The sequence below is a fragment of the Actinoplanes sp. NBRC 101535 genome (assembly GCF_030269225.1).
Classification (GTDB): domain Bacteria; phylum Actinomycetota; class Actinomycetes; order Mycobacteriales; family Micromonosporaceae; genus Actinoplanes; species Actinoplanes rectilineatus.
In genome coordinates this window covers 1-25,486 of record NZ_BSSY01000012.1, presented here as the reverse complement: position 1 = coordinate 25,486, position 25,486 = coordinate 1, and the positions used below count along the sequence as shown (strand labels likewise).

The 25,486-nt window shown below is 69.0% G+C and carries 19 protein-coding genes; 13 read left to right on the top strand and 6 right to left on the bottom strand.

Going from position 1 to position 25,486, the window contains the following annotated elements; translation table 11 throughout:
- Nucleotides 1-14 precede the first annotated feature (14 nt).
- On the top strand, nucleotides 15-1,301 hold the full coding sequence (locus tag QSK32_RS29205; RefSeq protein ID WP_045742793.1) for an ABC transporter substrate-binding protein: 1,287 nt from the start codon (nucleotides 15-17) through the stop codon (nucleotides 1,299-1,301).
- The gene (locus tag QSK32_RS29200; RefSeq protein WP_285473742.1) at nucleotides 1,301-3,544 is read left to right on the top strand and encodes a rhamnogalacturonan lyase; all 2,244 of its coding nucleotides are present in this window, start codon (nucleotides 1,301-1,303) and stop codon (nucleotides 3,542-3,544) included. The genes QSK32_RS29205 and QSK32_RS29200 overlap by 1 nt, the downstream gene beginning before the upstream one ends.
- 84 nt (nucleotides 3,545-3,628) lie before the next feature.
- Here the strand turns inward: QSK32_RS29200 and QSK32_RS29195 are convergent, their stop codons facing one another.
- From QSK32_RS29195 to QSK32_RS29185, 3 genes are read right to left on the bottom strand one after another with little or no spacing between them, the layout of a single operon-like run.
- Nucleotides 3,629-5,164 carry a tripartite tricarboxylate transporter permease gene (locus tag QSK32_RS29195; protein ID WP_285473741.1) on the bottom strand — a complete coding sequence of 512 codons (1,536 nt, stop codon included), beginning with the start codon at nucleotides 5,162-5,164 and terminating at the stop codon, nucleotides 3,629-3,631.
- Between the two features lie 16 nt (nucleotides 5,165-5,180).
- The gene (locus QSK32_RS29190) at nucleotides 5,181-5,765 is read right to left on the bottom strand and encodes a tripartite tricarboxylate transporter TctB family protein (RefSeq protein WP_285473740.1); all 585 of its coding nucleotides are present in this window, start codon (nucleotides 5,763-5,765) and stop codon (nucleotides 5,181-5,183) included.
- Complete coding sequence (locus QSK32_RS29185) at nucleotides 5,765-6,751, bottom strand: tripartite tricarboxylate transporter substrate binding protein (protein WP_285473739.1); 987 nt, start codon at nucleotides 6,749-6,751, stop codon at nucleotides 5,765-5,767. Before QSK32_RS29185 ends, QSK32_RS29190 begins: the two co-directional genes overlap by 1 nt.
- Before the next feature lie 109 nt (nucleotides 6,752-6,860).
- Here QSK32_RS29185 and QSK32_RS29180 point away from each other — a divergent pair, with 109 nt between their 5' ends.
- The 5 genes from QSK32_RS29180 (at nucleotide 6,861) to QSK32_RS29160 (ending at nucleotide 12,367) form a co-directional block, all read left to right on the top strand.
- Complete coding sequence (locus tag QSK32_RS29180; protein WP_045742789.1) at nucleotides 6,861-7,748, top strand: LysR family transcriptional regulator; 888 nt, start codon at nucleotides 6,861-6,863, stop codon at nucleotides 7,746-7,748.
- Between the two features lie 63 nt (nucleotides 7,749-7,811).
- Nucleotides 7,812-8,726: a 5-dehydro-4-deoxyglucarate dehydratase gene (kdgD, locus tag QSK32_RS29175; protein WP_285473738.1), complete on the top strand. Its 915-nt coding sequence runs from the start codon at nucleotides 7,812-7,814 to the stop codon at nucleotides 8,724-8,726.
- A gap of 202 nt (nucleotides 8,727-8,928) precedes the next feature.
- Nucleotides 8,929-10,260, top strand: a complete 1,332-nt coding sequence (locus QSK32_RS29170; protein WP_285473737.1) for an enolase C-terminal domain-like protein — start codon at nucleotides 8,929-8,931, stop codon at nucleotides 10,258-10,260.
- Between the two features lie 16 nt (nucleotides 10,261-10,276).
- A complete protein-coding gene (locus tag QSK32_RS29165) occupies nucleotides 10,277-11,398 on the top strand; it encodes an L-talarate/galactarate dehydratase (protein WP_285473736.1) in 1,122 nt (373 codons plus the stop codon).
- 210 nt (nucleotides 11,399-11,608) lie between these two features.
- The gene (locus QSK32_RS29160) at nucleotides 11,609-12,367 is read left to right on the top strand and encodes a sulfite exporter TauE/SafE family protein (RefSeq protein WP_285473735.1); all 759 of its coding nucleotides are present in this window, start codon (nucleotides 11,609-11,611) and stop codon (nucleotides 12,365-12,367) included.
- A gap of 217 nt (nucleotides 12,368-12,584) precedes the next feature.
- Here the strand turns inward: QSK32_RS29160 and QSK32_RS29155 are convergent, their stop codons facing one another.
- Both QSK32_RS29155 and QSK32_RS29150 read right to left on the bottom strand, forming a co-directional pair.
- Nucleotides 12,585-13,715: an oxygenase MpaB family protein gene (locus tag QSK32_RS29155; RefSeq protein WP_285473734.1), complete on the bottom strand. Its 1,131-nt coding sequence runs from the start codon at nucleotides 13,713-13,715 to the stop codon at nucleotides 12,585-12,587.
- A 66-nt stretch (nucleotides 13,716-13,781) separates the two neighbouring features.
- Nucleotides 13,782-15,356, bottom strand: a complete 1,575-nt coding sequence (locus tag QSK32_RS29150) for a chitinase (RefSeq protein WP_285473733.1) — start codon at nucleotides 15,354-15,356, stop codon at nucleotides 13,782-13,784.
- Nucleotides 15,357-15,491: 135 nt separating this feature from the next.
- Between QSK32_RS29150 and QSK32_RS29145 the strand changes: the two genes are divergently transcribed.
- A complete protein-coding gene (locus tag QSK32_RS29145; RefSeq protein ID WP_045742783.1) occupies nucleotides 15,492-18,482 on the top strand; it encodes an EAL domain-containing protein in 2,991 nt (996 codons plus the stop codon).
- Here the strand turns inward: QSK32_RS29145 and QSK32_RS29140 are convergent.
- A complete protein-coding gene (locus QSK32_RS29140) occupies nucleotides 18,452-19,630 on the bottom strand; it encodes an endonuclease (protein ID WP_052720498.1) in 1,179 nt (392 codons plus the stop codon). The genes QSK32_RS29145 and QSK32_RS29140 overlap by 31 nt on opposite strands.
- 169 nt (nucleotides 19,631-19,799) lie before the next feature.
- On the opposite strand from QSK32_RS29140, the gene QSK32_RS29135 reads away from it, so the two are divergent.
- The 5 genes from QSK32_RS29135 (at nucleotide 19,800) to QSK32_RS29115 (ending at nucleotide 25,357) form a co-directional block, all read left to right on the top strand.
- Nucleotides 19,800-20,267 carry a Pycsar system effector family protein gene (locus QSK32_RS29135; protein ID WP_285473732.1) on the top strand — a complete coding sequence of 156 codons (468 nt, stop codon included), beginning with the start codon at nucleotides 19,800-19,802 and terminating at the stop codon, nucleotides 20,265-20,267.
- Between the two features lie 85 nt (nucleotides 20,268-20,352).
- Nucleotides 20,353-21,030, top strand: coding sequence for a Crp/Fnr family transcriptional regulator (locus QSK32_RS29130; RefSeq protein WP_502872567.1), 678 nt, complete (start codon nucleotides 20,353-20,355; stop codon nucleotides 21,028-21,030).
- Between the two features lie 68 nt (nucleotides 21,031-21,098).
- Nucleotides 21,099-21,812, top strand: coding sequence for a nucleotidyl cyclase domain-containing protein (locus QSK32_RS29125; protein WP_285473731.1), 714 nt, complete (start codon nucleotides 21,099-21,101; stop codon nucleotides 21,810-21,812).
- Complete coding sequence (locus QSK32_RS29120; protein ID WP_285473730.1) at nucleotides 21,809-24,130, top strand: hypothetical protein; 2,322 nt, start codon at nucleotides 21,809-21,811, stop codon at nucleotides 24,128-24,130. Before QSK32_RS29125 ends, QSK32_RS29120 begins: the two co-directional genes overlap by 4 nt.
- Before the next feature lie 15 nt (nucleotides 24,131-24,145).
- Nucleotides 24,146-25,357, top strand: coding sequence for a hypothetical protein (locus QSK32_RS29115; RefSeq protein ID WP_285473729.1), 1,212 nt, complete (start codon nucleotides 24,146-24,148; stop codon nucleotides 25,355-25,357).
- Nucleotides 25,358-25,486: the final 129 nt, after the last annotated feature.

Here is a 25,486-nt window from a genome sequence, read left to right as displayed (position 1 = left end):
CCGTGCACCACGCGATGAGCAGACGATCCCTGCTGTCCCTCGGCATCGGCCTCAGCGCCGGCGCTGCCCTCGCCGCGTGCGGCGGAGGTGGCGGCGACGCGGGCGCGGACCTCTCCACCGACCCGGTGGAGCTGCGGTTCACCTGGTGGGGCTCGGACGCCCGGCACCAGCGCACCCAGCAGGTCATCGACCTTTTCACCAAGTCCCACTCGAACATCACCATCAAGGGCGAGTTCAAGGAGTGGAACGGTTACTGGGACAGCCTGGCGACCACGGTCGCGGCCGGCGACGCCCCGGACATCATCCAGATGGACGAGCTGTACCTGGCCTCCTACGCCGAACGCGGCGCGCTCCTCGATCTGGGTGCCGCGTCGAAACACCTGACCACCACGGACATCGACGCGGCGGCGCTGGACACCGGCAAGGTCGACGGCAAGCAGTACGCGATCCCCACCGGCCTGGCCGCGTACTCGATCGTCGCGAACATCGACCTGCTGAACCAGTACAAGATCGCGGTGCCGGACGACACCACGTGGACCTGGGACGACCTGAAGGCGATCGGGGCCGAGGTCTCCAAGGCCAGTGGGGGCAAGGTCACCGGCGTACAGTCGTGGGGGTTCGATGCCGGTGGCATCAACATCTGGGCGCGGCAGGCGGGTGCTTCGCTCTACGACGACGCCGGCAAGGTCGCCATCCCGCCGACGGTGCTGGCCGCCTACTGGCAATACCTTCTCGACCTGGCCAAACAGGGCATCGCTCCGTCGCCGTCGGTCACCATCGAGCGGGCCGGGGCACCGCTCGACCAGTCCGGCACGGCCACCAACACCTCCGCCTTCGGCACCTGGTGGAACACCCAGCTCACGTCGCTGAGCGCGGCCAGCGGACAGAACCTCAAGCTGCTACGGCTGCCCGGCGCGGCGGAGAGCTCCTACTACAAGCCGTCGATGTTCTGGTCGGTGTCGTCGAAGTCGAAGCACCCGGCGGAGGCCGCGGCGTTCGTGAGCTTCCTGCTCAACACCACCGAAGCCGGTGACGTGCTGCAGACCGACCGGGGCGTGCCGACCAACGCCACGGTGCGGGCCGCCATCACACCGAAACTCGCCGAGACCGACAAAGCGGCCGCGGAATTCCTCGACACGCTCAAGGTCGGCGCCTCGCCGCGGGTCACCCCGAACGGCGCCAGCGACATCGAGAAGATCCTCAAGCGGCACACCGAGGACGTACTGTTCGAGCGGCAGACCCCACAGGCCTCCGCCGAGGCCTTCATCAAGGAACTCCAGGCCGAGATCGACGCGGCCTGATGAAGAGCTTCCATGGTACGGCCGGCGTAGCGGTCGCGTTGTTCGCGGCCGCCGCGCTGCCGGCGCCCGTCGCGGCCGCCCCGTCGCGTGGCGCGGCACTCGAGAAGCTGGATCGTGGCCTGGTCGCTGCGACCACCGCCGACGGCGTCTTCCTGAGCTGGCGGCTGCTCGGCCCGGAGGTGACCGGCTCGTCCGCGACCGGTCTGACCGGCGCGAACTTCCGCGTGTACCGCGACGGCAAACGGATCGCCACCGTCACGGACAGCACGAACTACCTGGACAAGGGTGGCAGAACCACCTCGCGGTACCGGGTGGCGACACTGGTCGGCGGAGTCGAACGCAGCCTCAGCGCGGTGATCCAGCCGTGGGCGGAGGGCCACTACGACCTGCCGCTGCGTAAGCCGGCCGACGGGGTGACCCCGGCCGGCGAGACGTACACCTACGCGGCCAACGACATGAGCGTCGGCGACGTGGACGGCGACGGCCAGTACGAATACGTCGTCAAATGGGACCCGTCGAACTCCAAGGACGTCTCGCAGGTCGGCTGGACCGGCCCGGTCTACATCGACACCTACGAGCTGGACGGGACCCTGCTGCACCGCATCGACCTGGGCGTCAACATCCGAGCCGGGGCTCATTACACCCAGTTCCTGGTGTACGACTTCGACGGCGACGGCCGCTCCGAGATGATGTTCAAGACGGCCCCGGGTACGAAGACGATCCGTTACGCCCCGTCCGGCAAGGTGCTCTCCGAGCGGTACATCACCACCCCCGGGCACTCCCCCACCGAGGACTACCGTCTCAGCGCCGCGGACTACTACGAGCACGTCGTGGACATGTTCCAGGGCTGGCGGTCGCATCCCGAAGTGGTCGCCGGGAACTGGCCGGCCACCCTGGAGGAGGCGTTCGGGATCGAGCCGCGGTACACGTACCCGCTGACCAGGGCGGACGCCTCAGCCCTGGCCGATTACTTCATGGATGTGTACGCGCCGGCCCGCAGCACCCGCAACAACCTGCGCGCCTTCGAAGGTTTCGTCGTCGACGGCCCGGAGTACCTGACCGTCTTCGACGGCGCCACCGGCCGCGAACTCCAGAGCGTCGACTACAAGCCGGGCCGGCACGACGACGGCCTGATGTGGGGCGACTACGCGATGGCCCGGATCGAACCCGGCAACCGGGTGGACCGGTTCCTTTCCGGCGTGGCCTACCTGGACGGACGGCACCCGTCGGCGGTGTTCGCCCGCGGCTACTACACCCGGTCGACGATGGTCGCCTACCGTTGGACCGGCCGCAGACTGGTCGAGCAGTGGTACGTCGACAGCGGCTGGACGCCGATGACGAACCCGTTCAACGACTCGCCGCACGGCCGGGACGGCACCGACCCCGAGTTCGCCACCCTGACCACGCAGGGTTTCCACTCGCTCAGTGCCGCGGACGTGGACGGCGACGGCCGCCAGGAGATCGTGTACGGCTCGGCGACCATCGACGACGACGGCAGCCTGCTCTACTCGTCGTTCGACGTGCTCCCGGAGGGCAGCGCTGATCCGGGCGCCCGGGTCCGTCTCGGTCACGGCGACGCCATGCACGTGACGGACATCGACCCGGACCGCCCCGGCCTGGAGATCTTCACCGTGCACGAGGGGGCGACCTACGCGCCGTACGGCATGGCGATGCGGGACGCGGCGACCGGTGAGGTGCTGTTCGGTACGTACAGCGGGCGGGACACCGGGCGCGGCATGGTCGGCGACGTCCTGCCGGAGCACCGTGGCCTGGAGAACTGGGCGAGCATGCCGGGTGGCACCGAGGCCCTGGGCATACACACGGCGACCGGCGAGGTCGTCTCCACCACGATCCCCGGCACGAACCAGAGCATCCGCTGGTCGGCGGACCTGACCACACAGATCGTCAACGGCGCGCAGGACGTCACGCCGACGATCGACGACTGGAAGCGCGGCACTCTGCTCACCGCCACCGGCACACGGGCCAACAACGGCACGAAGGGCAACCCGAGCCTGGTGGCCGACGTCTTCGGCGACTGGCGCGAGGAACTGTTCCTGCGGCTGGCCGACAGCTCGGCGATCCGGGTGTACCTGAGCACCGAGGTGACCACCCACAAACTGGACACCCTGATGCACGACCCGCAGTACCGCGTGGAGGTGGCTCGCCAGCAGACCACCTACAACCAGCCGTCCTACCCGGGCTTCTACCTGGCCTCGGACACGGACTGGTCCCGAGTCCCCTGATCCGCACCCATCCACTCGCTCGACGGGGCCGAGCCGGCTGGGCCAGTCGGCTCGGCCTCGTCGGCACACACGGCTGACCTGCCCCTACCGACTCACCCGGCTGTCCTGGTCCTGTCGGTTCGCCCAGTCGAGCTGGTTCTGTCGGTTCGCCCGGCGGTGCAGCAGCGCCTGCGCCGCCGGGGCCAGGACGACGAGTAGCAGGAACAGCAGGAGCGTCCCGGAGATCGGCCGGGTGAGGAAGCCGGTCGGGTCGCCGCCGAAGAGCAGCAACGACCGGCGCAACGACGTCTCCAGCAACGAGCCGAGCACGAACGCCAGCACCAGCGGGCCGGGCTCGAACCCGAACTTCTTCATCAGATAGCCGAGCACCCCGAACGCGATCACCAGCCCGATGTCGAAGACGCTGTTGTTCACCGTGTAGGCGCCCACCAGCGTGATCAGCACCGTGATCGGGGCGAGGACGGTGGCGCGGACCCGCAGAATCCGCACGAAGAGCCCGACCAGCGGAATGCTCATGATCAGCAGTAGGACGTTGCCCAGATACATCGAGTTGACCACGCCCCAGAACAGCTCCGGGTGCTCGGTCACGAGTTGCGGGCCCGGCGTGACGCCCTGGATGAGCAGCGCCCCGAAGATCACCGCCATGGTCGCGTTGGCCGGCACGCCGAGCGACAGCAGCGGGATGAACGACGAGGTCGCCGCCGCGTTGTTCGCGCTCTCCGGCGCCGCCACCCCTTCGATGGCTCCCTTGCCGAACCGTTCCGGATGTTTCGAGCGCCGCTTCTCCAGCGCGTACGCCGCCATCGACGACAGCACGGCCCCGCCGCCGGGCAGAATGCCGAGGACGAAGCCGAGCGCCGATCCGCGCCCGATCGCCCCGCTGGACTGCCGCAGGTCGGCGCGGCTGGGCCAGACGTTCGCCACGTGCGCCGGGACCTTGATCGCGCGATGCCGGTCCTCGAGGTTGTAGAGGATCTCGCCGAGACCGAAGAGCCCCATCGCGATCGGCACGAAGTCCAGGCCGTCGGCGAGGGACAGGTTGCCGAGGGTGAAGCGCTCCGCACTGGTGAAGTCGTCCCGCCCGACCGTGGCCAGCAGCAGCCCGACCGCGGCCGCGGTGAGGGCCCGGATCCGTCCGCCGCCGCTGATGGTGGCCACGAGCAGGATGCCGAGCAGTGCCAGCGCGGTGTACTCCGGCGGCCCGAAGTCGAGGGCGAACCCGGCGACCAGCGGGGCGACGAGGCTGAGCACGATGATGGAGAGGGTGCCGCCGACGAACGAGCCGATGGCGGCCACGCCCAGCGCGGCCCCGGCCCGGCCCTGTCTGGCCAGCGCATGCCCGTCGAAGACGGTGACCACCGACGAGGCCTCGCCGGGCAGCCGGAGCAGGACCGAGGTGATGGTCCCGCCGTACTGGGCGCCGTAGAAGATGCCGGCCAGCATGATCACGGCGGTGACCGGTTCGAGGCCGAAGGTGAGCGGAAGCAGGATGGCGATGGTAGCGGCCGGCCCCAGTCCCGGCAGCACACCGATGAGCATGCCGATGACGACGCCGATGAGGCAGTAGAGCAGGTTCTCCGGCTCGATGACGACGGCGAACCCGTTGAGGACCGAGGACAACGGGACTCCCAGTGGTTCAGAACAGGTGCGGGATGGTCACGTCGAGGGCGCCGACGAACAGCGCGTAGAAGACGGCCACGACGCCGAGGCTGGTGAGGATCGAGAGGCGCCAGCTCTCCCCGCCGAGGAACCGCAGCCAGACCAGGGCCAGCAGCGCGGTGGGGATCTCGAAGCCGATGGTGGCGACGACCGCGACGAAAACGATCATCGTGGCCACCGCGGCGGCGACCGGCAGTCCGTTGCGGGTGAACCGCTCGGCCTCGCCGGCGTGCCGGGCCCGGGCCGCCAGCGCGAGCCCGAGGACGACGAGCACTCCGCTGACGATCAACGGCCAGGTGCCCGGTCCCGGCGCGGACGGGCTGCCGGCCCCGAGACTCAGCGACCCGGCGATCCCGGCACCGCCGAGAACGGTCACGACCCCAGCGGCGATCAGGTTGCTGACCGGCCCGGCCGGCTCCGGTCGCTCCTCCCCGGTGACATCTTCGTCAGTATCAGCACCGGCACCAGCACCAGCACCAGCAGGCTCGACACCCGGCGCAGCCTCGGATTCGGTCCCGGGCCCTCGTTTGGCCGGGAGGTCCTCGACGGGCACGACGGCCATCACTTCCCCGCCAGGTCGATCTCGTGCTGGGCGACGAGATCGCGATACGTCTTCAGCGCGTCGTTCCACTGCTGCAGCAGGGCCGTTCCGTCCACCTCGTTGGCGGTGAGCAGCCGCTGGTCGTTGAAGTCGCGATAGGCCTGGGCCGCGAACGCCTTCTGGAACGAGGTCCGGAGCCGGTCGACGACCTCCTTCGGGGTGCCCTTCGGCGCCACGACGGCCCGGGACTGCTGGACTGGCACGGTGTAGCCCGCCTCGGCAGCGGTCGGGGTGTCCGGCATGTAGCTGGGCCGCTCGGTGGCGAACGTGACGATCGGGGTCGCCTTGCCCGCCTCGATCTGCTCCTTGGCCTCGCCGAGCTGCACCGCGGCCACGTCGACCTGGCCGCCGAGGACGGCGGTCAGCGCCGGCGCGCCACCGTTGAACGGCACGGCGGTGGCGTTCACCCCGGCCTGGGCGAAGAGCAGGGTCTGGGTGAGCTGGCTGCCGGTGCCGACACCGGTGGTGGCGAAGGTGATCGGGCGCTTGGCGTCCACGATGTCCTTGACCGTGGTGAAGCCGGTCTTCGGGTTGGCGATGAGCACGAAGTCGTCCTGCGAGATGCCGGTGACGACCTCATAGCCGTTGATGTCGACGGCCTGGTCGGCCGGCACCGCCAGCGGGGTGATGTAGGCGAGCGAGCCGACGAAGACCATCAGGGTGTATCCGTCGGGCTTCGCCGCGGCCAGCTCCTTCGCCGCCACCGCGCCGTTCGCACCCGGCCGGTTCTGCACGGTCAGGGGCTGTCCGAGGTCGGTACTCGCCGGGTCGGCGAGGGCCCGTCCGATGAGGTCGGTGCTGCCACCGGCGTCCTGCCCGATCAGCAGGGTGATGGCCCGTTCCGGGTAGGCGGCGGTGGAGCCGCTGTCGTCGGAGCCGAGGTTGCCGCCACAGCCGGCCAGCGTGAGGACGGTGGCCAGGCCGAGGGCGGGAAACTTCCTGTTCATGGGCGTCTCCGCGGACGGTTGTGAGGGGCGTCACTTCGTCCGGCGAGCGTATGACCCTGCGTGAATGCGTGTCCAAGCCCTTTGATGCATCGATTGATACCTTCGCTGCATGACGTACACGCTCGAGCAGTTGCGTGGTCTCGTGGCGGTCGCCGAGGAGCTGCACTTCGGCCGGGCGGCGACGCGCCTTCGGATGACGCAGCCACCGCTGAGCAGGCAGATTCAGAAACTCGAGGCGGCGGTCGGCGCCCAGTTGCTGAACCGCGACAACCGCCGGGTGGCACTGACCCCCGCCGGCGAGGCGTTCCTCGCCGAGGCCCGGCGCATCCTGGCGATCGCCGAGGCCGCGCCGGAACTGGCCCAGCGGATCTCCTCCGGTTCCCGCGGCCTGGTCCGGCTCGCGTTCACCTCCGCGTCCACCTTCGGAACCCTCGGCCGGCTGCTCAACGAGCTGGAGCTGGAGCTGCCCGAGGTGCACATCGAACTGTTCGAGATGGTCACCCGGGAACAGATCGCGGCGCTGGCCGCCGGGGACATCGACCTGGGGCTGGCCCGGCCGCCGTTCGACCCGGAGCGGTTCTCGTCCCGGATCCTGCATCGCGAGCCCCTGTCCCTGGCCGTCCAGGAGGATCACGACCTGGCTCACCTCGATCGCCCGGTGGTGCCGGACGACCTGGTCACCGAGCCGTTGATCTTCCACTCGCAAGCGAAGGCACGGTACTTCTACGACCTGGTGGTCAGCATGGTCCCGCTGTCGCAGGAACGGGTCGTGCACACCGTCAGCCAGGTGATGACCATGCTCTGGCTGGTCTCCGCCGGCCGCGGCGTGGCCTTCGTACCGGCATCGGCCGGCGTCGTCGGCGTACCCGGCGTGGTCCTCGTCCCAATCGCCACCCCGATCCCGGAACCCGTCGAGTTGCACCTGCTCTGGCCCCGGCAGTCGGGCAATCCGGCGCTGCCGAGGGTGCTTGCCGCCCTGGGACACATGATGCTCTGACGGTATCGAGCAATGCCGAAACACTCTTGGACATGCATCACTGCCGCTTCCTACGGTGACCGGGTGACGCGAATCCCCCCGCTGGACCTCGCCGCCAGGCTGGCGACGGGCCTGCTCTCCTTTCCCGTGACCCACTTCGACGACCGGCTGGACTTCGACGAGTCCCGCTACCGCAACCACCTCGCCTGGCAGGCCGATTTCGGCATCGCCGGCCTGTTCGCCGCCGGCGGCACCGGCGAGGGCTTCTCCCTCACCCCCGCCGAGATCGACGCCGTGGTGCGCGCCGCGGTCGACGAGGTCGGCGATCGCGTGCCGGTCATCGCCCCGGCCACCGGCGGCACCGCGCTGGCGTCCGCCCAGGCCCGGTCCGCGCAGGAGGCCGGGGCCGCCGGGATCCTGCTCCTGCCGCCCTATCTGACCGAGGCCAGCCAGGCCGGTCTGATCGCCCACGTCGACGCCGTCTGCCGGGCCACCGAGCTGGGCGTCATCGTCTACAGCCGGGCCAACGCGGTGCTGGAGGACGTGACCGTCGCCGAACTCGCCGACCGCAACCCCAACCTGATCGGTCTCAAGGACGGTGTCGGCGACATCGAGCGGATGACCCGCACCTACGCCCGGGTCGGTGACCGTCTGGTCTATGTGGGCGGTCTGCCCACCGCGGAGACGTTCGCCCTACCCCTGCTGCAGCTCGGCGTCAGCACCTACTCCTCAGCGCTCTACAACTTCCTGCCCGAATTCGCCCTGCGCTTCTACGCGGCGGTCCGGTTGCAGGACAGGGCCGCGGTCTACGGCATGCTCAACGACTTCGTCATCCCCTACCTCGACATCCGCAACCGGTCCCGGGGCTATGCCGTCTCCATCATCAAGGCCGGCCTGACCGCCGTCGGCCGTGACGGCGGCCGGGTCCGCCCACCGCTGACCGACCTCACCGCCGAGGAACGTGCCGACCTCGCCGGACTCATCGACAAGGTGCGGTGAGATTCGTGGACACACACTCTGCGGCGTACACACAAATGAGGAACCGCACGGCGCGGGTGAGGAAAGCGGAGGTGCCGACGGTGGAGAGGAGTGCCCTGACAACCGCCCGGACACGACGGATCCGGCGATACCCGATGGGCGCCGGCTCCACGGCAGACAGCGGGACGGATCGGGCCCGGCCGGCGAAGGTGGGGTGGCCTCGGTGAGGGGGAGCATCCCGACGATCGACCGGATCGACGTCGTCCCGGTCGCGGGCCACGACAGCATGCTGCTGAACCTCAGCGGCGCGCACGGACCGTTCTTCACCCGCACCGTCGTGATCGTCACCGACAGCGCCGGACGAGTCGGACTCGGCGAAGCACCCGGCGGCGACGCCATCCGCCACACCGCCGAGGCCGCCCGGGAGATCCTGCTCGGCAAGCCGGTGGCCACCTTCGGCTCGCTGCTGCGCAGCTTCGCCACCCGGCACGCCGGCCAGGACGTTCAGGGACGGGGCCGCCAGACGTACGACGTCCGTGTCACCGTCCACGCCGTCACGGCTCTGGAGTCCGCCCTGCTGGACCTGCTCGGCCAGCACCTCGGGGTGCCGGTGGCCGAACTCCTCGGCGAGGGTGTGCACCGCGACAGCGTGCCGGTGCTCGGCTATCTCTTCTACGTCGGCGACCCCAGCCGTACCGATCTGGCATACGTCCGCGAGAAGGATCCGGCCGACGACTGGGAACACCTGCGCCGGATGCCGGCCCTCACCCCGGAGTCGATCGTCGCCCAGGCTGAGGCCGCCCAGCAGCGCTACGGCTTCACCGATTTCAAGCTCAAGGGCGGCGTCCTCCCCGGTACGGAGGAGGTCGCCGCGGTCCGGGCTCTCGCCCACCGGTTCCCGCAGGCCCGGATCACCCTCGACCCGAACGGCGGCTGGCTGCTCGCCGACGCCGTCGCCCTCTGCCGGGACCTGGGCGGTGTGCTCGCCTACGCCGAGGACCCGGTCGGCGCCGAGGGAGACCTGTCCGGCCGGGAGGCGATGGCCGAGTTCCGGCGGGCCACCGGGCTACGCACCGCCACCAACATGATCGCCACGGACTGGCGGCAGATGGCACACGCCGTCCGCGCCCACGCCGTCGACATCCCGCTCGCCGACCCGCATTTCTGGACCATGCGCGGCTCGGTACGCGTCGCCCAGCTCTGCCACGACTTCGGCCTCACCTGGGGGTCGCACTCCAACAACCACTTCGACATCTCCCTGGCCATGTTCACGCACGTCGGCGCGGCCGCGCCCGGCGAGATCACCGCCCTGGACACGCACTGGATCTGGCAGGACGGTCAGCGGCTCACCCGCTCACCACTGCCGATCCGCGACGGACACATCACCGTGCCGACCGTCCCCGGACTCGGTGTCGAAATCGACCCCGACGCCCTCGCCGCCGCCCACGAGCTCTACCTGGAACACGGCCTCGGTTCCCGCGACGACACCGTGGCCATGCGATACCTGGTTCCCGGCTGGCGGTTCGATCCGAAACGTCCCTGCCTGGTCCGCTGACGCCCGGAGGCATCACATGATCGACCGGATCACCCACGTCACGCTCTCCTCGGTCACCCTGCCGCTGAAGACCGCGATCAGCGACGCGAAGGTGCTCACCGGACGGCAGCGGCCGATGACCGAGGTCGCCTTCCTCTTCGCCGAGATCCGCACCGCGGACGGGCACGAGGGTGTCGGTTTCGGCTACAGCAAACGGGCCGGCGGGCCGGCCCAGTTCGCGCACGCCCGCGAGATCGCGCCCGAACTGATCGGTGAGGATCCGAACGACATCGCCCGCCTGTGGACCAAGCTGGCCTGGGCGGGCGCCTCGGTCGGTCGCAGCGGGGCCGCCACCCAGGCGATCGCCGCGCTCGACGTCGCGCTGTGGGACCTCAAAGCCAAGCGCGCCGGCCTGCCGCTGGCCAAACTACTCGGCGCCCACCGTGACGCGGTCCGGTGCTACGACACCTCCGGCGGTTTCCTGCACGAACCGGTCGAACAGATCGTGGCGAACGCCGGCGCCTCCCGGGCCGCGGGCATCGGCGGCATCAAAATCAAGGTGGGACACCCGTCGCCCGCTGTCGATCTCGCCCGGGTCCGAACGGTCCGCGAACACCTCGGCGACGACTTCCCCCTCATGGTCGACGCCAACCAGCAATGGGACCGCCCGACCGCCCAGCGGGTCTGCCGTGCGCTGGAGGAGTTCGGGCTGGTCTGGATCGAAGAACCACTCGACGCCTACGATGCGGCTGGCCACGCGGCGCTGGCTCGCAGCCTGGACACCGCGATAGCTTCCGGCGAGATGCTGACCAGCGTCGCCGAACACCGGGAACTGATCCGGCAGGACGCGGTGGACGTCCTCCAGCCCGACGCGCCACGCATCGGCGGCATCACCCAGTTCCTGCGGCTCGCCGCCCTCGCCGAGCAGCAGCACCTCACCCTGGCGCCGCACTTCGCGATGGAGATCCACGTGCATCTCGCGGCGGCGTACCCGCACGAGCCGTGGGTCGAGCACTTCGACTGGCTGCACCCGCTCTTCAACGAACGTCTCGAAATCCGCAACGGCCGCTTGCACCTGTCCACCCGTCCCGGTCTCGGCATCACGCTCAGTGAGCAGGCACGCCGCTGGACCATCAACCGCGCCGAGATCAAGGAATAGGTCGCGAGCCCACCACCCGGCAACCCTCTCCGGGCCGGGGCCGGGGCCGGGCCGGGGCCGGGAGCCGGGCCGGGGCCGGGAGCCGGGCCAGGAGCCGGGAGCCGGGCCAGGAGCCGGGAGCCGGTGGGATCGCGGATGGGGATGACGGAAGGTTCGGGTGGGGCTATGGGCGGTGCCGGGGTGGGATGGGCGGCACTACGCTGACGCCACGTGGATCTGGATCATGTGGTGCTGCTGTTCGTCGGTGGCATCGGCTCGGGGCTGACCGGCTCGATGGCCGGGCTGGCCTCGCTTGTCAGCTATCCGGTTCTGCTGGCTGTCGGGATACCGCCGGTGGCCGCCAACGTGACGAACAATGTGGCTCTGCTTGCCTCGGTGGCGGGTTCGGCGGCTGGGTCGCGGCGTGAACTTCGGGGCCAAGGGCTCCGGATCGCGCGGCTTGGTGTGCTCTCTGCGGCTGGTGGGCTCGGTGGGGCTGTGCTGCTGCTCAGCACCCCGTCGTCCGCGTTTGAGCGGGTCGTGCCGTGGCTCATCGCGGTAGGCGCGTTTGCCCTGCTGTTCCGGGATCAGTTGCGGTCCTGGTATGCCCGCCCCGGGGTGCGGCCGCCGGTGGGGCTCGCCGTCTTCGTGATCGCGATCTACGGGGGCTATTTCGGGGCTGCCGCCGGTGTTCTGATGCTGGCCGCTCTGTCACTGGCTGCTAGTGAGCCGTTCGCCGTCTCCAACGCCGTCAAGACCGCCGTCCTGGGTGGATCCAATCTGGCAGCGGCCGCCCTGTATGCCGCTGTCGCCCCGGTCCACTGGACTGCCGCCGCCCTGCTCGCCGCCGGTTGCCTGCTGGGCAGCTGGCTCGGCCCGGCCCTGGTACGGCGAACTCCCGAATGGCCACTGCGTATCGCCATCGCTGTCGCCGCCCTGGTCCTGGCCGGCTACCTCTGGCACGACACCGGCACTGCATCAGGCGTCTGACCCCTACCTTCGGTGGTGTGCGTCAGGGGAGTCCCGTTCCTGAGCGGTTCCGCGCTGTTCGGCGATACCCGTTCGCGTGAGCGTCACCGGCGCCCGCCGCACGCACCGAACCACGCGAACCACCCGCATCCCGTGTCGATCAAGGTGCGTTGGCCCCCGCGTGGGTTGGGCGATGCACCACGATCAACACGGGACAAGGGACACGAGACACGAGACGTTACTCGTCGAGCTGGCTTCTCGCCTGCCGGTCGCTTCGGGCCAGCAGGAACCTGCGACCACCCGGTAGACGACCGATTCCCTGGCTGACGACGATGTTGGCGGCCACCCGGGACAGGGCGTACCACGGTAGGCGGTAGGGCAGGCCCAGGTCGCGCATCGCCGCCGGCCCCAGCAGCCAGGCGCCCAGCGACAACGCCCGTTCCCGCTCCCAGAAGCGCAGCCGATGATCACCGGTCCGGCCGGTCAGGGCGCGGGCCAGGGCCACGCTGTTGTCGTCCGGCGGCGGATCGTTGGCCAGGAAGTGGTAAAGCAGGCGCCGGCCCCGGCGTTCCGTGAACGGCAGCCACTCCTCGTCGACGCCCATCAGCCAGCCCACGTAACTCCACAGGTGCATCACGGCCCGGCTGTCCGCCCCGGACACCCGGACGCCGAGCAGCCGCAGGTGCAGGAGGAAGCTGGTACTGAAGCCGCCCAGTGTGCTCGCCTGGTCGTACTGGTTGATCGGCACGCCGCGGTGGGACATGTCCCAGTCCGGTGCGGCCTCCAGGCGGGCGTTGACGAGCGCGTGCATCACGCGTACGTGAAGGGTCGAGCGCAACCCCTCGCCACCCGGCGCCAGACCGCCGGGTGCTGTCACGGCCCGCCACCAGAGGGTCGTCTCCTGCAGGCGGCGCCGGGTTTCGCCGCCGGCCAGGCGCCCGGTGCGCACCAGCGGTTCGAGGGCCGCCGCGGTGCGGTAGCCGCCGAGCAGGGAGCCGTAGGTCAGGACCAGGGTGGCGTCCTTCCCGAAGGCGCGGCAGGCCTGGGCGCCGCGGTCCAGCAGCCGGTCGTCGACCCAGGCCGGGCGGTTCAGCGCCAGGTCGTAGAACTCTCGCACCTTGCCGGGCAGGTCGTCTGCGAACGGTCCGGCGGCCAGCGCCCGGTGCAGGGCCTGGGGTGTCACCGCTCGGATCAGGGCTGCCGCCGGCTCGTCGCGGCGCAGCAGGCCCGCGCGGAGGGCCTCCAGTTCGTCGTCGGTCGGCTGGGCGCCGGGGCCGGCCGCCCAGCGCAGCGGCCGGGCGGCCCGTTCGCCCCAGGCCGGGTCGGCGGCGAACCTGGTCGGCACCGACGGATCGACGCGCGTCGTCATGAATCCGACGATAGGCGAGATACGAGCGACGAGAGACGAGTGGCGAGAGACGAGAGGCGAGAGGCGTCAACCGGTCAGCGGTTCACCGGGGATCACGAAGAGGGGCTGCCACGGCTCGTCGGGGCCGATGGGGTATTCGGTGGACGGCGCCTCGCCCTTGCTCGACCATCGCGCCTCGTAGGGCAGGTTCTCGAAGAGGACCCGGTCCTTGCGGGCGTAGACCTTCTCCGTGTTCCACGTCTCGGTCACGTCGGTCACCGTGGGGCTGGGCTGGGGCGCGCTCTCGCTGGGCCCGACCGGGCCGACCACGGACCACGGGGTCGGCGAGTCGGAGGACGAGGTCACCGTCGACGGGTCCACGCCCTGGTTGGTCCATTTTGCCTCGTAGACGACACCCCGCCAGACCACCTTGTAGCCGCGTACGTACTGCGCGGTGTATCGCCATACCGGGTACGGGCTGGTCGACGGATCGTCCTCGGCCGCGGTCCGGGTCGGGATGGTCACCGCTTCCCGTCCCGAGGTGCCGACCGCCTCGCCGGGCAGTCCCATGAACACCGAGGTGAAGGCGAGTGTCTCCTGGTCGACGCCGCTGCAGGTGTTGGAGTGCACGACCACGTTGGTGAACGTTCCGCGGCAGGGCGCGTCCCGGTTCAGCGACCACATCGACACCCGGCCCAGGCCTTTGGCGATCGCGTACGTGGCCAGCCCGCTCGCGTCCTCCACAGTGAAACGTTCGGCGTCCACGTCGTTCTGCCCGATCATCGGGGTGGCGCCGAGCCGTGACCAGATCTCCCGGGAGGTGAGCTGCACGCCGAGGCGCAGGTACAGGTCGGTGAGCTGCCGGTGGGTCGCTTCGAGGGCTTGTTCGGCGAGGTCGAGCATGTCCGGGGTGGTGCTGCCGGACGCCGACCCGTAGTCCATCGTCATGATGTTGACGCCGCTCAGTGCGACGCCGCCCGCGAGGGTCGTCTGCACCACGCCGAGTCCTTCGGCGGTCAGCCCGGTCGGTGCGACCGGCAGGGTCAGCCAGATCTCGAGTTCCGCCCCGGCGGCCTCGCGTTCGTCCTGGATCGTCTTGAGTGCCAGGGCCCGGCGTTCCAGGGACGGCTGGTCGGCGACGGCGGTGCCTTCGATGTCCAGGTCGAGGCTGGTCAGTTCGTACCGGTCGACCAGTTGCCGGTATGCGTCGGTGAGCCGCCCCTGGTCGGTGCAGGCGACGGCGAGTTCGGCGTTGGTGAGCCCGCCGACGCTGAGCATGACGTCGCCGCCGTTGGCCCGTAGCTGGCTGATCCGCCGGTCGAGTTCCAGGGTCGCGCCCGCCTCGTCGGGGCTGTAGTAGCCGCCCCAGCTGGGTGCGCAGGAGTCCTCCGGGTCGGCGACGACGAATGCGAGGGCGATGTCGTTGGCCGGGTTCACCTCGGGGTCCTGGAATTCGAAGGTGGGGGTGAGGGTGACGTCGACGTACGGGACGGCCCACGATTTGGCGGTCGGCCCGGCGGTGTCCTGCAGGTGCATGACTCCGGCGGTTCCGGCGCCGCCGAGGGCGATCACGATCACGATCAGGAAACCGACCCGCAGCCACGACAGGCGCATGACGGGTTCTTCCGGTTCGTCCCAGTCGGGATCCGCGACGACTTCCATGACGCCTCCCAAGGCTGGACGAGAACCCACCTTTGGATCGGCGCATTCGCCGCGAAGTTGAGAAACCTCAACCAACGTCACAAACAAGCCGATGGGGACGGCAGGAACCCCGTACGCGGAAGAAGAGGGACCTCGATGCACCAGCGCAACCGGCAGTGGGGCTCCGACCGGCGCACGGAACCGCATCCCCTGGTCCCGCCCCCGATCTCCGAGGGCCGCATCGCGCGCGGACGGCTGGCGATCATCCTGACCATCACGGTCTGGGCCTGCTACATCATCTACACGGTGATCGTGCAGTTCGTCGCGGGTGCGGCGACCACCGCCCGGCTGGCGATCGAGGCGATCGTGTACATGCTGGTGATCACGGCGCTGGCCGCGTCGGCGATGGCCTACCTGATCACCCGGATCGGCTACTTCTATCGCAGCCGGGCGCATCACCGGGCCCCGCGGATCGCCCTGGACCCGTTCCTGGCCGGTGACAAGACCGGTGGGACGCCCACGGTGACCGTGCTGGTGCCGTCGTATCAGGAGGACGAGCGGGTCATCCGGACCACTCTGCTCTCGGCGGCGCTGCAGGAGTATCCCGGCCTGCGGGTGGTGCTGCTCATCGACGACCCGCAGAAGCCGAAGACCCGGGCCGCGCGGGATCTGCTGCTGTCCGCCCGTGCCCTGCCCGGCCGGATCGAGGCGGAGCTCGCCGTGCCGTTCGAGCACGTGCAGAAGGCCTTCGACGCCTTCGATCGCAAGAAGCCCGGCCTCGCCGACATGCGGAACCTGGCGGCGGAGTACCGGTACGCGGTCGGCTGGCTCTACGGCCTCGGGCACCGCCAGGAGATGGTGGACCACACCGACAGCTTCTTCGTCGACCACATCCTGAACCGGCTCGCCGATGACCTCGGCACCATCGCCGGCGCCCTCGAGCAGGGCATCGACGAGGAGGCGATCCTGCCGGCCGGCCGAATGAACCAGCTCTACCAGCGGCTTCTCGCCATCTTCGACGTGACCGTGACCGGGTTCGAGCGCAAACGCTACGTCTCGCTCTCCGGCGAACCGAACAAGGCGATGAACCTCAACAGCTACATCGGGCTGATGGGCGGCTCCTACCAGGAGGTCAGCACGCCGCTCGGCATCGCGCTGATCTCCGCCGGGCCCGGTCGCGCCGACCTGACCGTCCCGAACCCGGACTATGTGCTGACCCTGGACGCGGACAGTGTGCTGCTTCCGGAGTACGCCCTGCGCCTGGTCCACCTGCTGGAGCAGGGCGCGCACGCGCAGGACGCGGTGGCGCAGACGCCGTACAGCGCGTTTCCCGGGTCGGCGACCCGGATCGAGCGGATCTCCGGCGCCACCACCGACATCCAGCACATCGTGCATCAGGGGATGACGCACTATGGCGCGACGTTCTGGGTCGGCGCCAACGCGGTGCTGCGCAAGAAGGCCCTCGACGAGATCTGCGAGGTCGCGTACGAGGGTGACTGGGAGATCCGTCGTTACATCCAGGACCGGACCGTCATCGAGGACACCGAGTCGACGATCGACCTGGGCGTGCACGGCTGGACGCTCTACAACTACCCGGAGCGGATGGCGTACAGCGCGACGCCGCCGGACTTCGGCTCACTCTGCATCCAGCGGCAGCGCTGGGCGAACGGCGGCCTGCTGATCCTGTCGCGTCTGCAGGACCAGTTCCGGGCCAAGTCGGCGCGCGGGCAGAAGAACCGGTTCGGCGAGCTGTTCCTGCGGGTCAACTACATGGCGTCGATCTTCTGGAGTTCGATCTGCCTGGTCGTGATGCTGGTGTACCCGTTCAACGCGGACCTGCTCAACCCGATCCTGCTGCTGGTGTCGGTGCCGTACTTCTTCATGATGGCCGCGGACCTGAAGCACTGCGGTTACCGGCGGGCCGACGTCCTGCGGGTCTACGGATTCAACCTGATCCTGTTGCCGGTCAACCTCTCCGGCAGCTTCGCGTCCCTGCTTCAGCTTCTGACCGGGGAGAAGAGCGCTTTCAAACGTACGCCCAAAGTGCGCGACCGGACGACGGCCGCGACCACCTACCTCCTGGCGCCGCTGGCCCTGATCGCTTTCTGCGCGTGGACCGTGGTCCGCGACATCCAGCTGCACCGCTGGGACAACCTGGTGTTCGCCGGCATCAACCTGGTGCTCTCCGCCTACGCGATGATCGCCTTCGTCGGGATCGGCAACACGTTCGTCGATTTCTTCACGCACCTGCGCGGCTGGTTGTACCGCCCGGTCACGCCGAAGAAGGCGCCGCGGTCCGCGGACAAACCGAAGGCCGCGGCGCCGGCCGGGCACGCCGAGGCCCGGGTGATCGGCGACTGGGCGTCGGTGCTGCACTACGGCAACGAGCGGCCGGGCCAGGTCGCCGTCCGGGCACCGCAGACGGTCCGCCGGGGACGGTCGACGGCGGTCAGCGGCGCGGGTGCCTTCGAGGAGTTCACCTTCTTCACCGTCTTCCAGCCGATCTTCGAGCTGGACTCCGGCGAGGTGGTCGGCTACGAGGCTCTCACCCGGTTCGCCGACGGCAGCAGCCCGCAGGTGGGGCTGGAGGCGGCGCAGGCGCAGGGCCGGCACATCGACCTCGACGCCGCCCTGGTCCGGGCCGCGATGGCGTCCGCGGCCTCGCTGCCGGACGGCACCTGGCTGTCGATCAACGTCTCCACCGACCTGCTGCGCCGTCGTGAGCTGGGACAACTCCTCGCCGAGTGCAACCGGCCGGTGATCCTGGAGATCACCAGTGCGGAGCCCGGTGACCTGGCCGAACTGCCGGCCGGCACCCGGATCGCGGTGGATGACGCGGGCGCCGGATACGACTCGCTGGCCCGCGTCGAGTCCCTCAAGCCCGCCTACCTCAAGGTCAATTCCGCTGCCCTGGACGGCGTCGAGACCGAGGAGGCCCGGCGGGCGTCGATCCGCTCGCTGGTCGAGTTCGCCCGCGAACACGACTGCACGGTGATCGCCGAAGGCATCGAGTCGTCCGGGCAACGCGATGCCCTGGCCGCGTGCGGCGTGCCGCTCGGCCAGGGCTTCTATCTCGGCCGGCCGGTACCGGCCGAGCGCGCTGTTGCGGACGCCGATCAGAAGATCGAGCTGACCCACTCCGGGTGATCGATGAACGGGTTCCGGTTGTGCTGGTAGGTGCTGTAGATCGTCTGGTTGCGGGCCTTCTCCGCGGCGTCCGGCGGGTCGGCGGTGTTCCAGGCCTTCAGCGTGGACAGCCGGCCCATGTACGGGACGCTGCCGTTGCCGGCCGTGTCGTTGACCTCCAGGTCGGCGAAGGCGTCGTCGCCCTCGTAGCGCACGGCCATGTAGAAGATCATCCGGGCGACGTCGCCCTTGACGGCGGTCCGCGGCTCCCACGAGTTCGAGTCGCTGTAGTTGCCGGACGCGCCGGAGACGGCGGTGCCACCGGTGTCGAAGTCCAGGTTGCCGCGCAGCGCGTTGATCGTGACGTCCTCGGGACGCAGGTGGTGCAGGTCGGTGCCCGGCCCGGCGGTGGTGCCGAAGTCACCGTGCGACTGCGCCCACACGTGCTCCCGGTTCCAGTCGCCGCTGTCGCCGCCGTTGAGCGACTTCGACCGGCTGATCCCGGAGTAGAACAGCTTCACGTTCGACGAGTTCGACGGGTCCTGGTCGGTCACCTTCAGCGCGTCCCAGACCCCGTCGTACGACAGCTTGGTCACGTTGCTGGAGATGATCGTGTGCAGCGCGCTCTTCAGGCTGGAACCGGTCTTGCCCAGCGCGTTCGCGTAGTAGGTGTCGGTGGTGCTGGACGCGGTCGGCGTCGCGGTCGCCGTCGACGTCGGGCTGGTGGTGGCACTCGTTCCGAGAGACATCGCGCTCGGCGATTTGAGGCCGGCGTGCGCGAAGTACGCGGTCAGCGTCCCCGTCACGGTGAGAGCCTTGCCGATCAGGCTCGGATTGCTCGCCAGTCCGAACGCCGACCGGTACGAGCTGGTGATCTGCACGTACAGCATGTCGTCGGTGTCGGTCTCGCTCGCGCTGTCGGCGATGGCCAGCGCGGTGTCCCCGGTGAAACTGCTGAACCGCACCGTGTCGGTGGCCGTGGGCTCCCCCACGATGTAGCCGACGACGGCGGCGCTGCTGCCGCTCTGGCTGCTGATCGCCTGCGCGACGGTGAGCGCGGCGGCCGCGGACGCCGGCACCGAGGCCAGCGTGAAGAGCAGACCGAGAAGCCCGACGAGACCGGGCAACGTGACCAGAAGGACACGTCGATGACGCGTGGAACCGGCCATGGGAGTACTCCATTCACCAGCCTGTATAGACAGGGTTCAGTCTGAGCGACAGACAAACGCCCGCCGCCATATCACTTCGGTCATACGGAGAAAGCTGTGAACACGAGTACAGCGAGGACCGTCCGGGGGCGAAATCCTGAACCAACGGATCGTCACGCGGGAGGCCGCCATGTCAGTCGTCACCTCACAGCAGCTGGCCGAGAAACTACTCACCGAGACGCGTGACGAGATCAGGCGCGCGGACACCAAGGCCACCGACTGCCTGCAGATCATCGGGGGTGGCGGTTTCACCCTCCTGATCACCCTCCCCGGCAACACCTCGGACGACTGGCGCTGGTGGGCCGCCGGCACCGCGTGGACCCTGGCCATGCTCTGCCTGGCCGCGGCCGTCACGCCCCGGCTGCACAACGCGGGACCCGCCGAACGGGTCACCTACTTCGGGCACGTCGCACGTCTGCGCCGGCCCGCCCGGGTCCAGCGGTGCATCGAGGAGGCCGCGGCGGATACCCTTCCCGGGGTGATCGCACAGCTCTGCGCCAGCAGCCGGATCGCCTTAGTCAAGTTCCAATTGATCAGAATCGCGATCGTTCTCACCGCGGGATCCGTGGCATTGATCGCAACCAGCCTCTTTCGATGACGTACCCGAATGCTCGATAGCCCGCGCCGTCCACCCCGATTAGGGTGACGTATCGCCTTCACCCGAATTGGGACAGGACCGGGAGATGAGCCTTCTCGGCCGAGAGCCGTCCGCATGGGAATCACTGGATCACGAGGATGCCACGGCACTTCTCCGCGCCGGCACCCGACGTGCCTACCGGCCCGGAACCGTCATGATCACTGAAGGGGACATACCGGAATTCGTCCTGCTGATCCGGACCGGTCGCGCAAGCGTCTCGGTGAACACTGTGCACGGGACCCGGCTGATCCTCGCTTTGCGCGGCCCCGGCGACATCATCGGCGAGCTCTCGGCCATCGACGGCGGCACACGCAGCGCGACGGTGACGGCACTGGTGCGCACCGAGGCCGTGGTGATCCCCGTCGGCCGGTTCACCGAGACGCTGACACGGCGGCCAGCGGCCAACCGGGTGATCATGCGTGCCCTGGGCGGCCGATTGCGGGACTCCGACTCCCAGCGACGCGCTCTGGTCTCCGCGACGCTTCTGCAGCGTGTGGCCCAGGTTCTCACCGAACTGGCCGACCGGGCGGGCCGGGTGTGCGACGACGGGGTGCGGATCGACCTGCCGCTTCCGCAGCACGAACTCGCCGCCCTGGTCGGTGCGACCCGTGAGGGTACGGCCAAAGCACTGGGCCTACTGCGAAGGTCCGGAGTGGTTCGGACCGCCCCGCGGCGCGTCATCGTCACCGATCAGGACCTACTGAAAGCGATCGGCACGGTGTGAACGGGTTCACATCGACCGCGACCACCACGTGCGACCTTCTTCGTTAGCCATTCGAGTGACGAGGTGACATGAGCACAGAGGCGCTCCACCACACCATTTTCATGATCGATGTGCAGGGGTCCGGAAAACTACCCAACCCGGCCAAGCTAGCCATGCGGGAAACGCTGTACGCGGCTGTCGGGCAGGCATTGTCATCGGCCGGCATCACCGACGGAATCCGGCTCGAGGACCGTGGTGACGGAATCCTCGGGACGGCGACCGCCGCGGTGCCGAAGATTCAGTTGATCGGCACCGGGATCCAGCACCTGTACCGCGCGCTCCAACTCGCCGACGGTCCCCCGCTGAAGTTCCGGATCGGCCTGCACGGCGGCGAGGTGGACCGGGACACCTGGGGGATCAGTGGTTCCGACGTGGACCTGGCGTGCAGGCTGGCCGACGCCCCAGTCGTCAGGCGAACCCTGGAGACCGCTACCGCGGCGCCGCTCGCCGTGGTGGTTTCCGAGCAACTGTTCGACTCCGTCGTCCGGCACGGCGGCCACCAACTCCACCCTGAGCAGTGGGCCCGCGTCGACGTCAAGGTCAAGGAGGTCGACCGGCGAGCATGGCTGTACGTTCCGGGCTACTCGACCCCACCGATTCCACCGCAGTCCCCGTCAGCTCCTACCGCACCCACGCCCCTGGGCAGTCGGCAGTTCACCTTCAACGGACCGTCCGCGTACGTCGAACGGAGCACGGTCCACGGCCTGCACGTCGGCCCGGCCTACCACTTGGGTGATCAGTGAGCGGCGAGTCCTCCGCCTCCGGCCCGGCCGGAGGCACCACGCCGAGCGGCGGCGACAAGTCCGCGGCCGGAGCAACGAGCTCGGGACCGAAGGACGGCACCGCATCCAAGTCCACCGGCAAGACCGACCGACACGCCAAGGGTGCCGCCACCGCAAAGCAGGGCCGCGACGACACCGGCCCTCTCTCCGGAGGCGGCCCCAACCCGCTGGCGGATCAGTCGGAGGCGTACCGCAGCGGCCTGAACTACCTGAGCGTCGGAAACAGCGCGTTCGTCGACAGCAGCCAGATACGGGATCTCCAAATCGGCACCCGTATCGTGCAGAACCTGGTGGCCGGTTACCAGGGCGCGCTCGGACCGGGTCCGGTCCGCGACACGGTGATGGCCGGTATCCGGGCCACCTACGTCTCGGTGGACGGTTACCACGATCTCCTGGCCGTTCTCCGGGAGCGGCACGCCATCGTCCTTCGCAGCGCCCCGGGGACGGGCCGTACGACCACCGCCCTCCATCTGCTGGACGCGGTCACCACTGGCAAGGTCGCCCGCGTCGCCGAGGACCGCGAGGTCGAGCGGCTCAGCGCGGAGGACATCGAGGAGTGCTGGGGATACCTCGCTGAATCCGACGGCGTGGGCCTCCGTGAGATGCACATGGACCGGCTCGGTCAGCTGATGCGGGAGAAGAACGCATACTGCGTCGTCATCGTCGATCTTGACGCGCTGCGCCCGGACACTCTCGGCGGTTACGTCCGCGATCACATCGCACCGGAGATCCCACCGACCATCGACGCGCACATCAGGGAGGCGCTCCGCGACCATGACGGTCTCGATGTGATCGACCGTCTCCGGGGTCTGGCGAGAGAGCCCGAGACGCTGGCCACGTTGGGTCCCCAACCCCACGTTTCCGAGGTGGTAGAGCTCGCCTCGCTGCTGGTGACCCACGGCCGTGGTGAGATCGGTTATGAGGATGTCCTGATCCGGTCCAGGCAGATGATCGAACGGCAGGTCCTCGCCTGGTTCGCACCCCTCCGCGCCGCGAACAAGGGCTCGGCACACGAGACCGAGCTCCGGACCGGCAGCTTGCGCATCGCTCTCGCCGTGTTCAGCGACTCTCCGTACGACCATGTGGTGAACACCGCTGAGGACCTGGCCCAGCGTCTGATCTCGACCACGGCCATCACCCGGAACCGCCGCCGTCCGGTCTTCAGCGATGACCGCAGCGGTCAACTGGCGACAATGCGCTGCCATATGGTGGAGAAGCCGATGTTCGTCAACGGCCTGCCGGTTCCCTCCCAGCGGGTGTTGTTCGACGACGACCGGTTCCCGATGGCGATCCTCACGTGCATCTGGAAATGGCACCACACCGTTCACCCCGCGGTCGTCGATTGGCTCAAGGAACTGGTCAAGGAGAGCCGGGCCTTCGTGTGGGTCCGAGCCGCCCAGGCTCTCAGCGTTCTGTGCGCCATGAACTTCGCATCCGTCCTGCACGACCTGGTCCAGCCCTGGGCCGCCTCGGCGGATGAGGATGAGCGGATGGCCAGCGCGATCATCCTGGATCTTGCCGCCTACGACGAGCGGGTACGCCCGGCCGTCCGCGCGGTCATTCACAAGTGGGTACGGGGAGACGACAACCGATTGCGCTGGACGGCCGCGCTGGCGCAGAGCCGCAATCTGGGGCTGCGGGATCCCGAGATCGCCCTCGATCACCTCCGCATCATCGGCACCTGGCGGAAGGTGAGGTCTTACGCGGTCCGCGAGGAACCCGAGGAGGAGACCGATGAAGAAACGGTCGGCTCGCTGGAACTACACCTGGCGGCTCGGTGGAGCGTCGCCTCGCTCTTCGCGGCCGGCGCGGTCGAACCGGTCCTCGACCACCTCAACGCATGGCTTCTGGAACGCCGCAACGGACTGCGCACCTTCGCTTTGTCCTGCATTCTGCAACTGATGGCCACCAGGCCCTTCGCCGGCTGGGAACCGGACGGCCACATCATCGCGGCGGATCGCGCACGCTGGCCTCTCCTTCTCACCCTGCTCGAACGCAACCCGGCGTTGGCCGACAACTTCGCAGATCTGGTCTGGCAGACGTTGAACGCCGCGCCCAACGACGTGTTCGGCGCGAATCAGCTCCGCGAATGGATCCGCGAGGCGGAGCGGGATCCTGCTTGTCTGTCCGCGCTGGAATCCTTTCTGCCGTTGCTCGCCGACTCCGACCATGCCCGCGATCACCTCAGGTATCTGGTCCGCAGCATGCGCGTCGACTGGGTAGACCCCCTCGCTCCGGCGGTCGCGGACCTCATCGAACAAGCCATCGACAAAGGCTAGGAAGGAAGGACCAGCATGCCGACGACCGACGCCCGGCACGAGCAGGACGACAAGGACGCCCCGACGACCAGGGCGGAGCCGGCCGCCTCGCCGCCCGTCGGCCCGGAGCAGCCTTCCCCCGAGGCAGACGGCCCGGCACCGTCGCACGCCTCGAACGCCGCACGCAAGCCACCGCCGTCAGAGAAGGCAGCCCGCCGGAACGTCCGCCTGTGGAGGGAACAGCGGATCAACCGGTGGAGCCTGCTGTGGAACAAGCCCCGGGTACGCGCCGCACGGGCACTGGTCCTGATGACGCGGACCGGTGAACTCGTCCCCTACACCCTGCCACGCCAGCCGACGTACGGTCAGCTTCTCGCAAGCCCGGCCGGGACTATGTACGAGGTGGACACCGGCCGGCACCAGACCATCATGCGAACCACGCTTCCCAGCAGGGTGGACGCCTTCGCGTTCACCGCGGATCTCACCCTCGTCTGGCGGGTGGTCCGCCCGGTCGAGGCGGTTCTGAGCAACATCCACAATCTGGGCCCGGCGATGGCCCGATCTGTCGCCCACGAGCTGCGATCTTTCTCCCGCCGATACCCGATCGACGCCACCGCGGAGGCGGAACGGGAACTGAACGAACACCTGCAGCATCGTTCGGCGAAGGCTCTCCTGTTCCTGGAGAGTGAGGCACTGGTCGACGCCGTCGCCGAGAACGAGCATCTCGCCGGTGTCGGGTACGGCACTCACGTCACCGCCTTCCTGCATCTCTGGACCGACGACGAGGGCGTCCAGCACGCCTCGGTTAGCCGCCGGATCGAACTCGAACGCGAGTGGCAGAAGCTGCGGCATCTCAAGGAGCAGAATCACCGGCAGATCGTCGCCGCCCGCGTCGAGTACTACCGCGGCATCATCGATCAGGGCGACATGAACCGTTTCGCCCTGCAGCTGGCGAAGAATCCGGCCGATTCGCAGGCGATCCTCGACGCCATCCGGGCGCATGCCCTCACCAACCGCAAGCAGACCATCGACTTCGTCAGCCGCTTGGTCGAGTCCGGCGCCATCTCCGCATACCAGATCGAGGAACAGGTACGGGTCGCCCTCGAATGGCTCAAGACCGGAACCGACCGGGTGCTGGGACACCCCATCCAGACCGAGGACAACCCCATACCCCAGCGACGGCGAGTACAGTCCACCGTCGACGCTGAGCTCCCGCTACCGGAGGAACCACCCGCGGTCGAGGACTAGATGCAACGCCGTTCAGTTAGGCGTTGGTGTGGCTGGTCAAGGGGTGTGTTGATCGGGGAGTAAGAAGCGGAGTTCAGGTATCAAGGTTTGTCACTCCAAGACAACCCAGAACCAGGAACTCCGCTTGAC

What these genes read in the sequence shown, in the direction of transcription:
- QSK32_RS29205 (WP_045742793.1), top strand. Translation starts at nt 15, where the DNA reads ATGAGCAGACGATCCCTGCTGTCCCTCGGCATCGGCCTCAGCGCCGGC.
- QSK32_RS29200 (WP_285473742.1), top strand. Translation starts at nt 1,301, where the DNA reads ATGAAGAGCTTCCATGGTACGGCCGGCGTAGCGGTCGCGTTGTTCGCG.
- QSK32_RS29190 (WP_285473740.1), bottom strand. Translation starts at nt 5,765, where the DNA reads ATGGCCGTCGTGCCCGTCGAGGACCTCCCGGCCAAACGAGGGCCCGGG.
- QSK32_RS29185 (WP_285473739.1), bottom strand. Translation starts at nt 6,751, where the DNA reads ATGAACAGGAAGTTTCCCGCCCTCGGCCTGGCCACCGTCCTCACGCTG.
- QSK32_RS29180 (WP_045742789.1), top strand. Translation starts at nt 6,861, where the DNA reads ATGACGTACACGCTCGAGCAGTTGCGTGGTCTCGTGGCGGTCGCCGAG.
- QSK32_RS29165 (WP_285473736.1), top strand. Translation starts at nt 10,277, where the DNA reads ATGATCGACCGGATCACCCACGTCACGCTCTCCTCGGTCACCCTGCCG.
- QSK32_RS29155 (WP_285473734.1), bottom strand. Translation starts at nt 13,715, where the DNA reads ATGACGACGCGCGTCGATCCGTCGGTGCCGACCAGGTTCGCCGCCGAC.
- QSK32_RS29150 (WP_285473733.1), bottom strand. Translation starts at nt 15,356, where the DNA reads ATGGAAGTCGTCGCGGATCCCGACTGGGACGAACCGGAAGAACCCGTC.
- QSK32_RS29145 (WP_045742783.1), top strand. Translation starts at nt 15,492, where the DNA reads ATGCACCAGCGCAACCGGCAGTGGGGCTCCGACCGGCGCACGGAACCG.
- QSK32_RS29140 (WP_052720498.1), bottom strand. Translation starts at nt 19,630, where the DNA reads ATGGCCGGTTCCACGCGTCATCGACGTGTCCTTCTGGTCACGTTGCCC.
- QSK32_RS29135 (WP_285473732.1), top strand. Translation starts at nt 19,800, where the DNA reads ATGTCAGTCGTCACCTCACAGCAGCTGGCCGAGAAACTACTCACCGAG.
- QSK32_RS29130 (WP_502872567.1), top strand. Translation starts at nt 20,353, where the DNA reads ATGAGCCTTCTCGGCCGAGAGCCGTCCGCATGGGAATCACTGGATCAC.
- QSK32_RS29125 (WP_285473731.1), top strand. Translation starts at nt 21,099, where the DNA reads ATGAGCACAGAGGCGCTCCACCACACCATTTTCATGATCGATGTGCAG.
- QSK32_RS29115 (WP_285473729.1), top strand. Translation starts at nt 24,146, where the DNA reads ATGCCGACGACCGACGCCCGGCACGAGCAGGACGACAAGGACGCCCCG.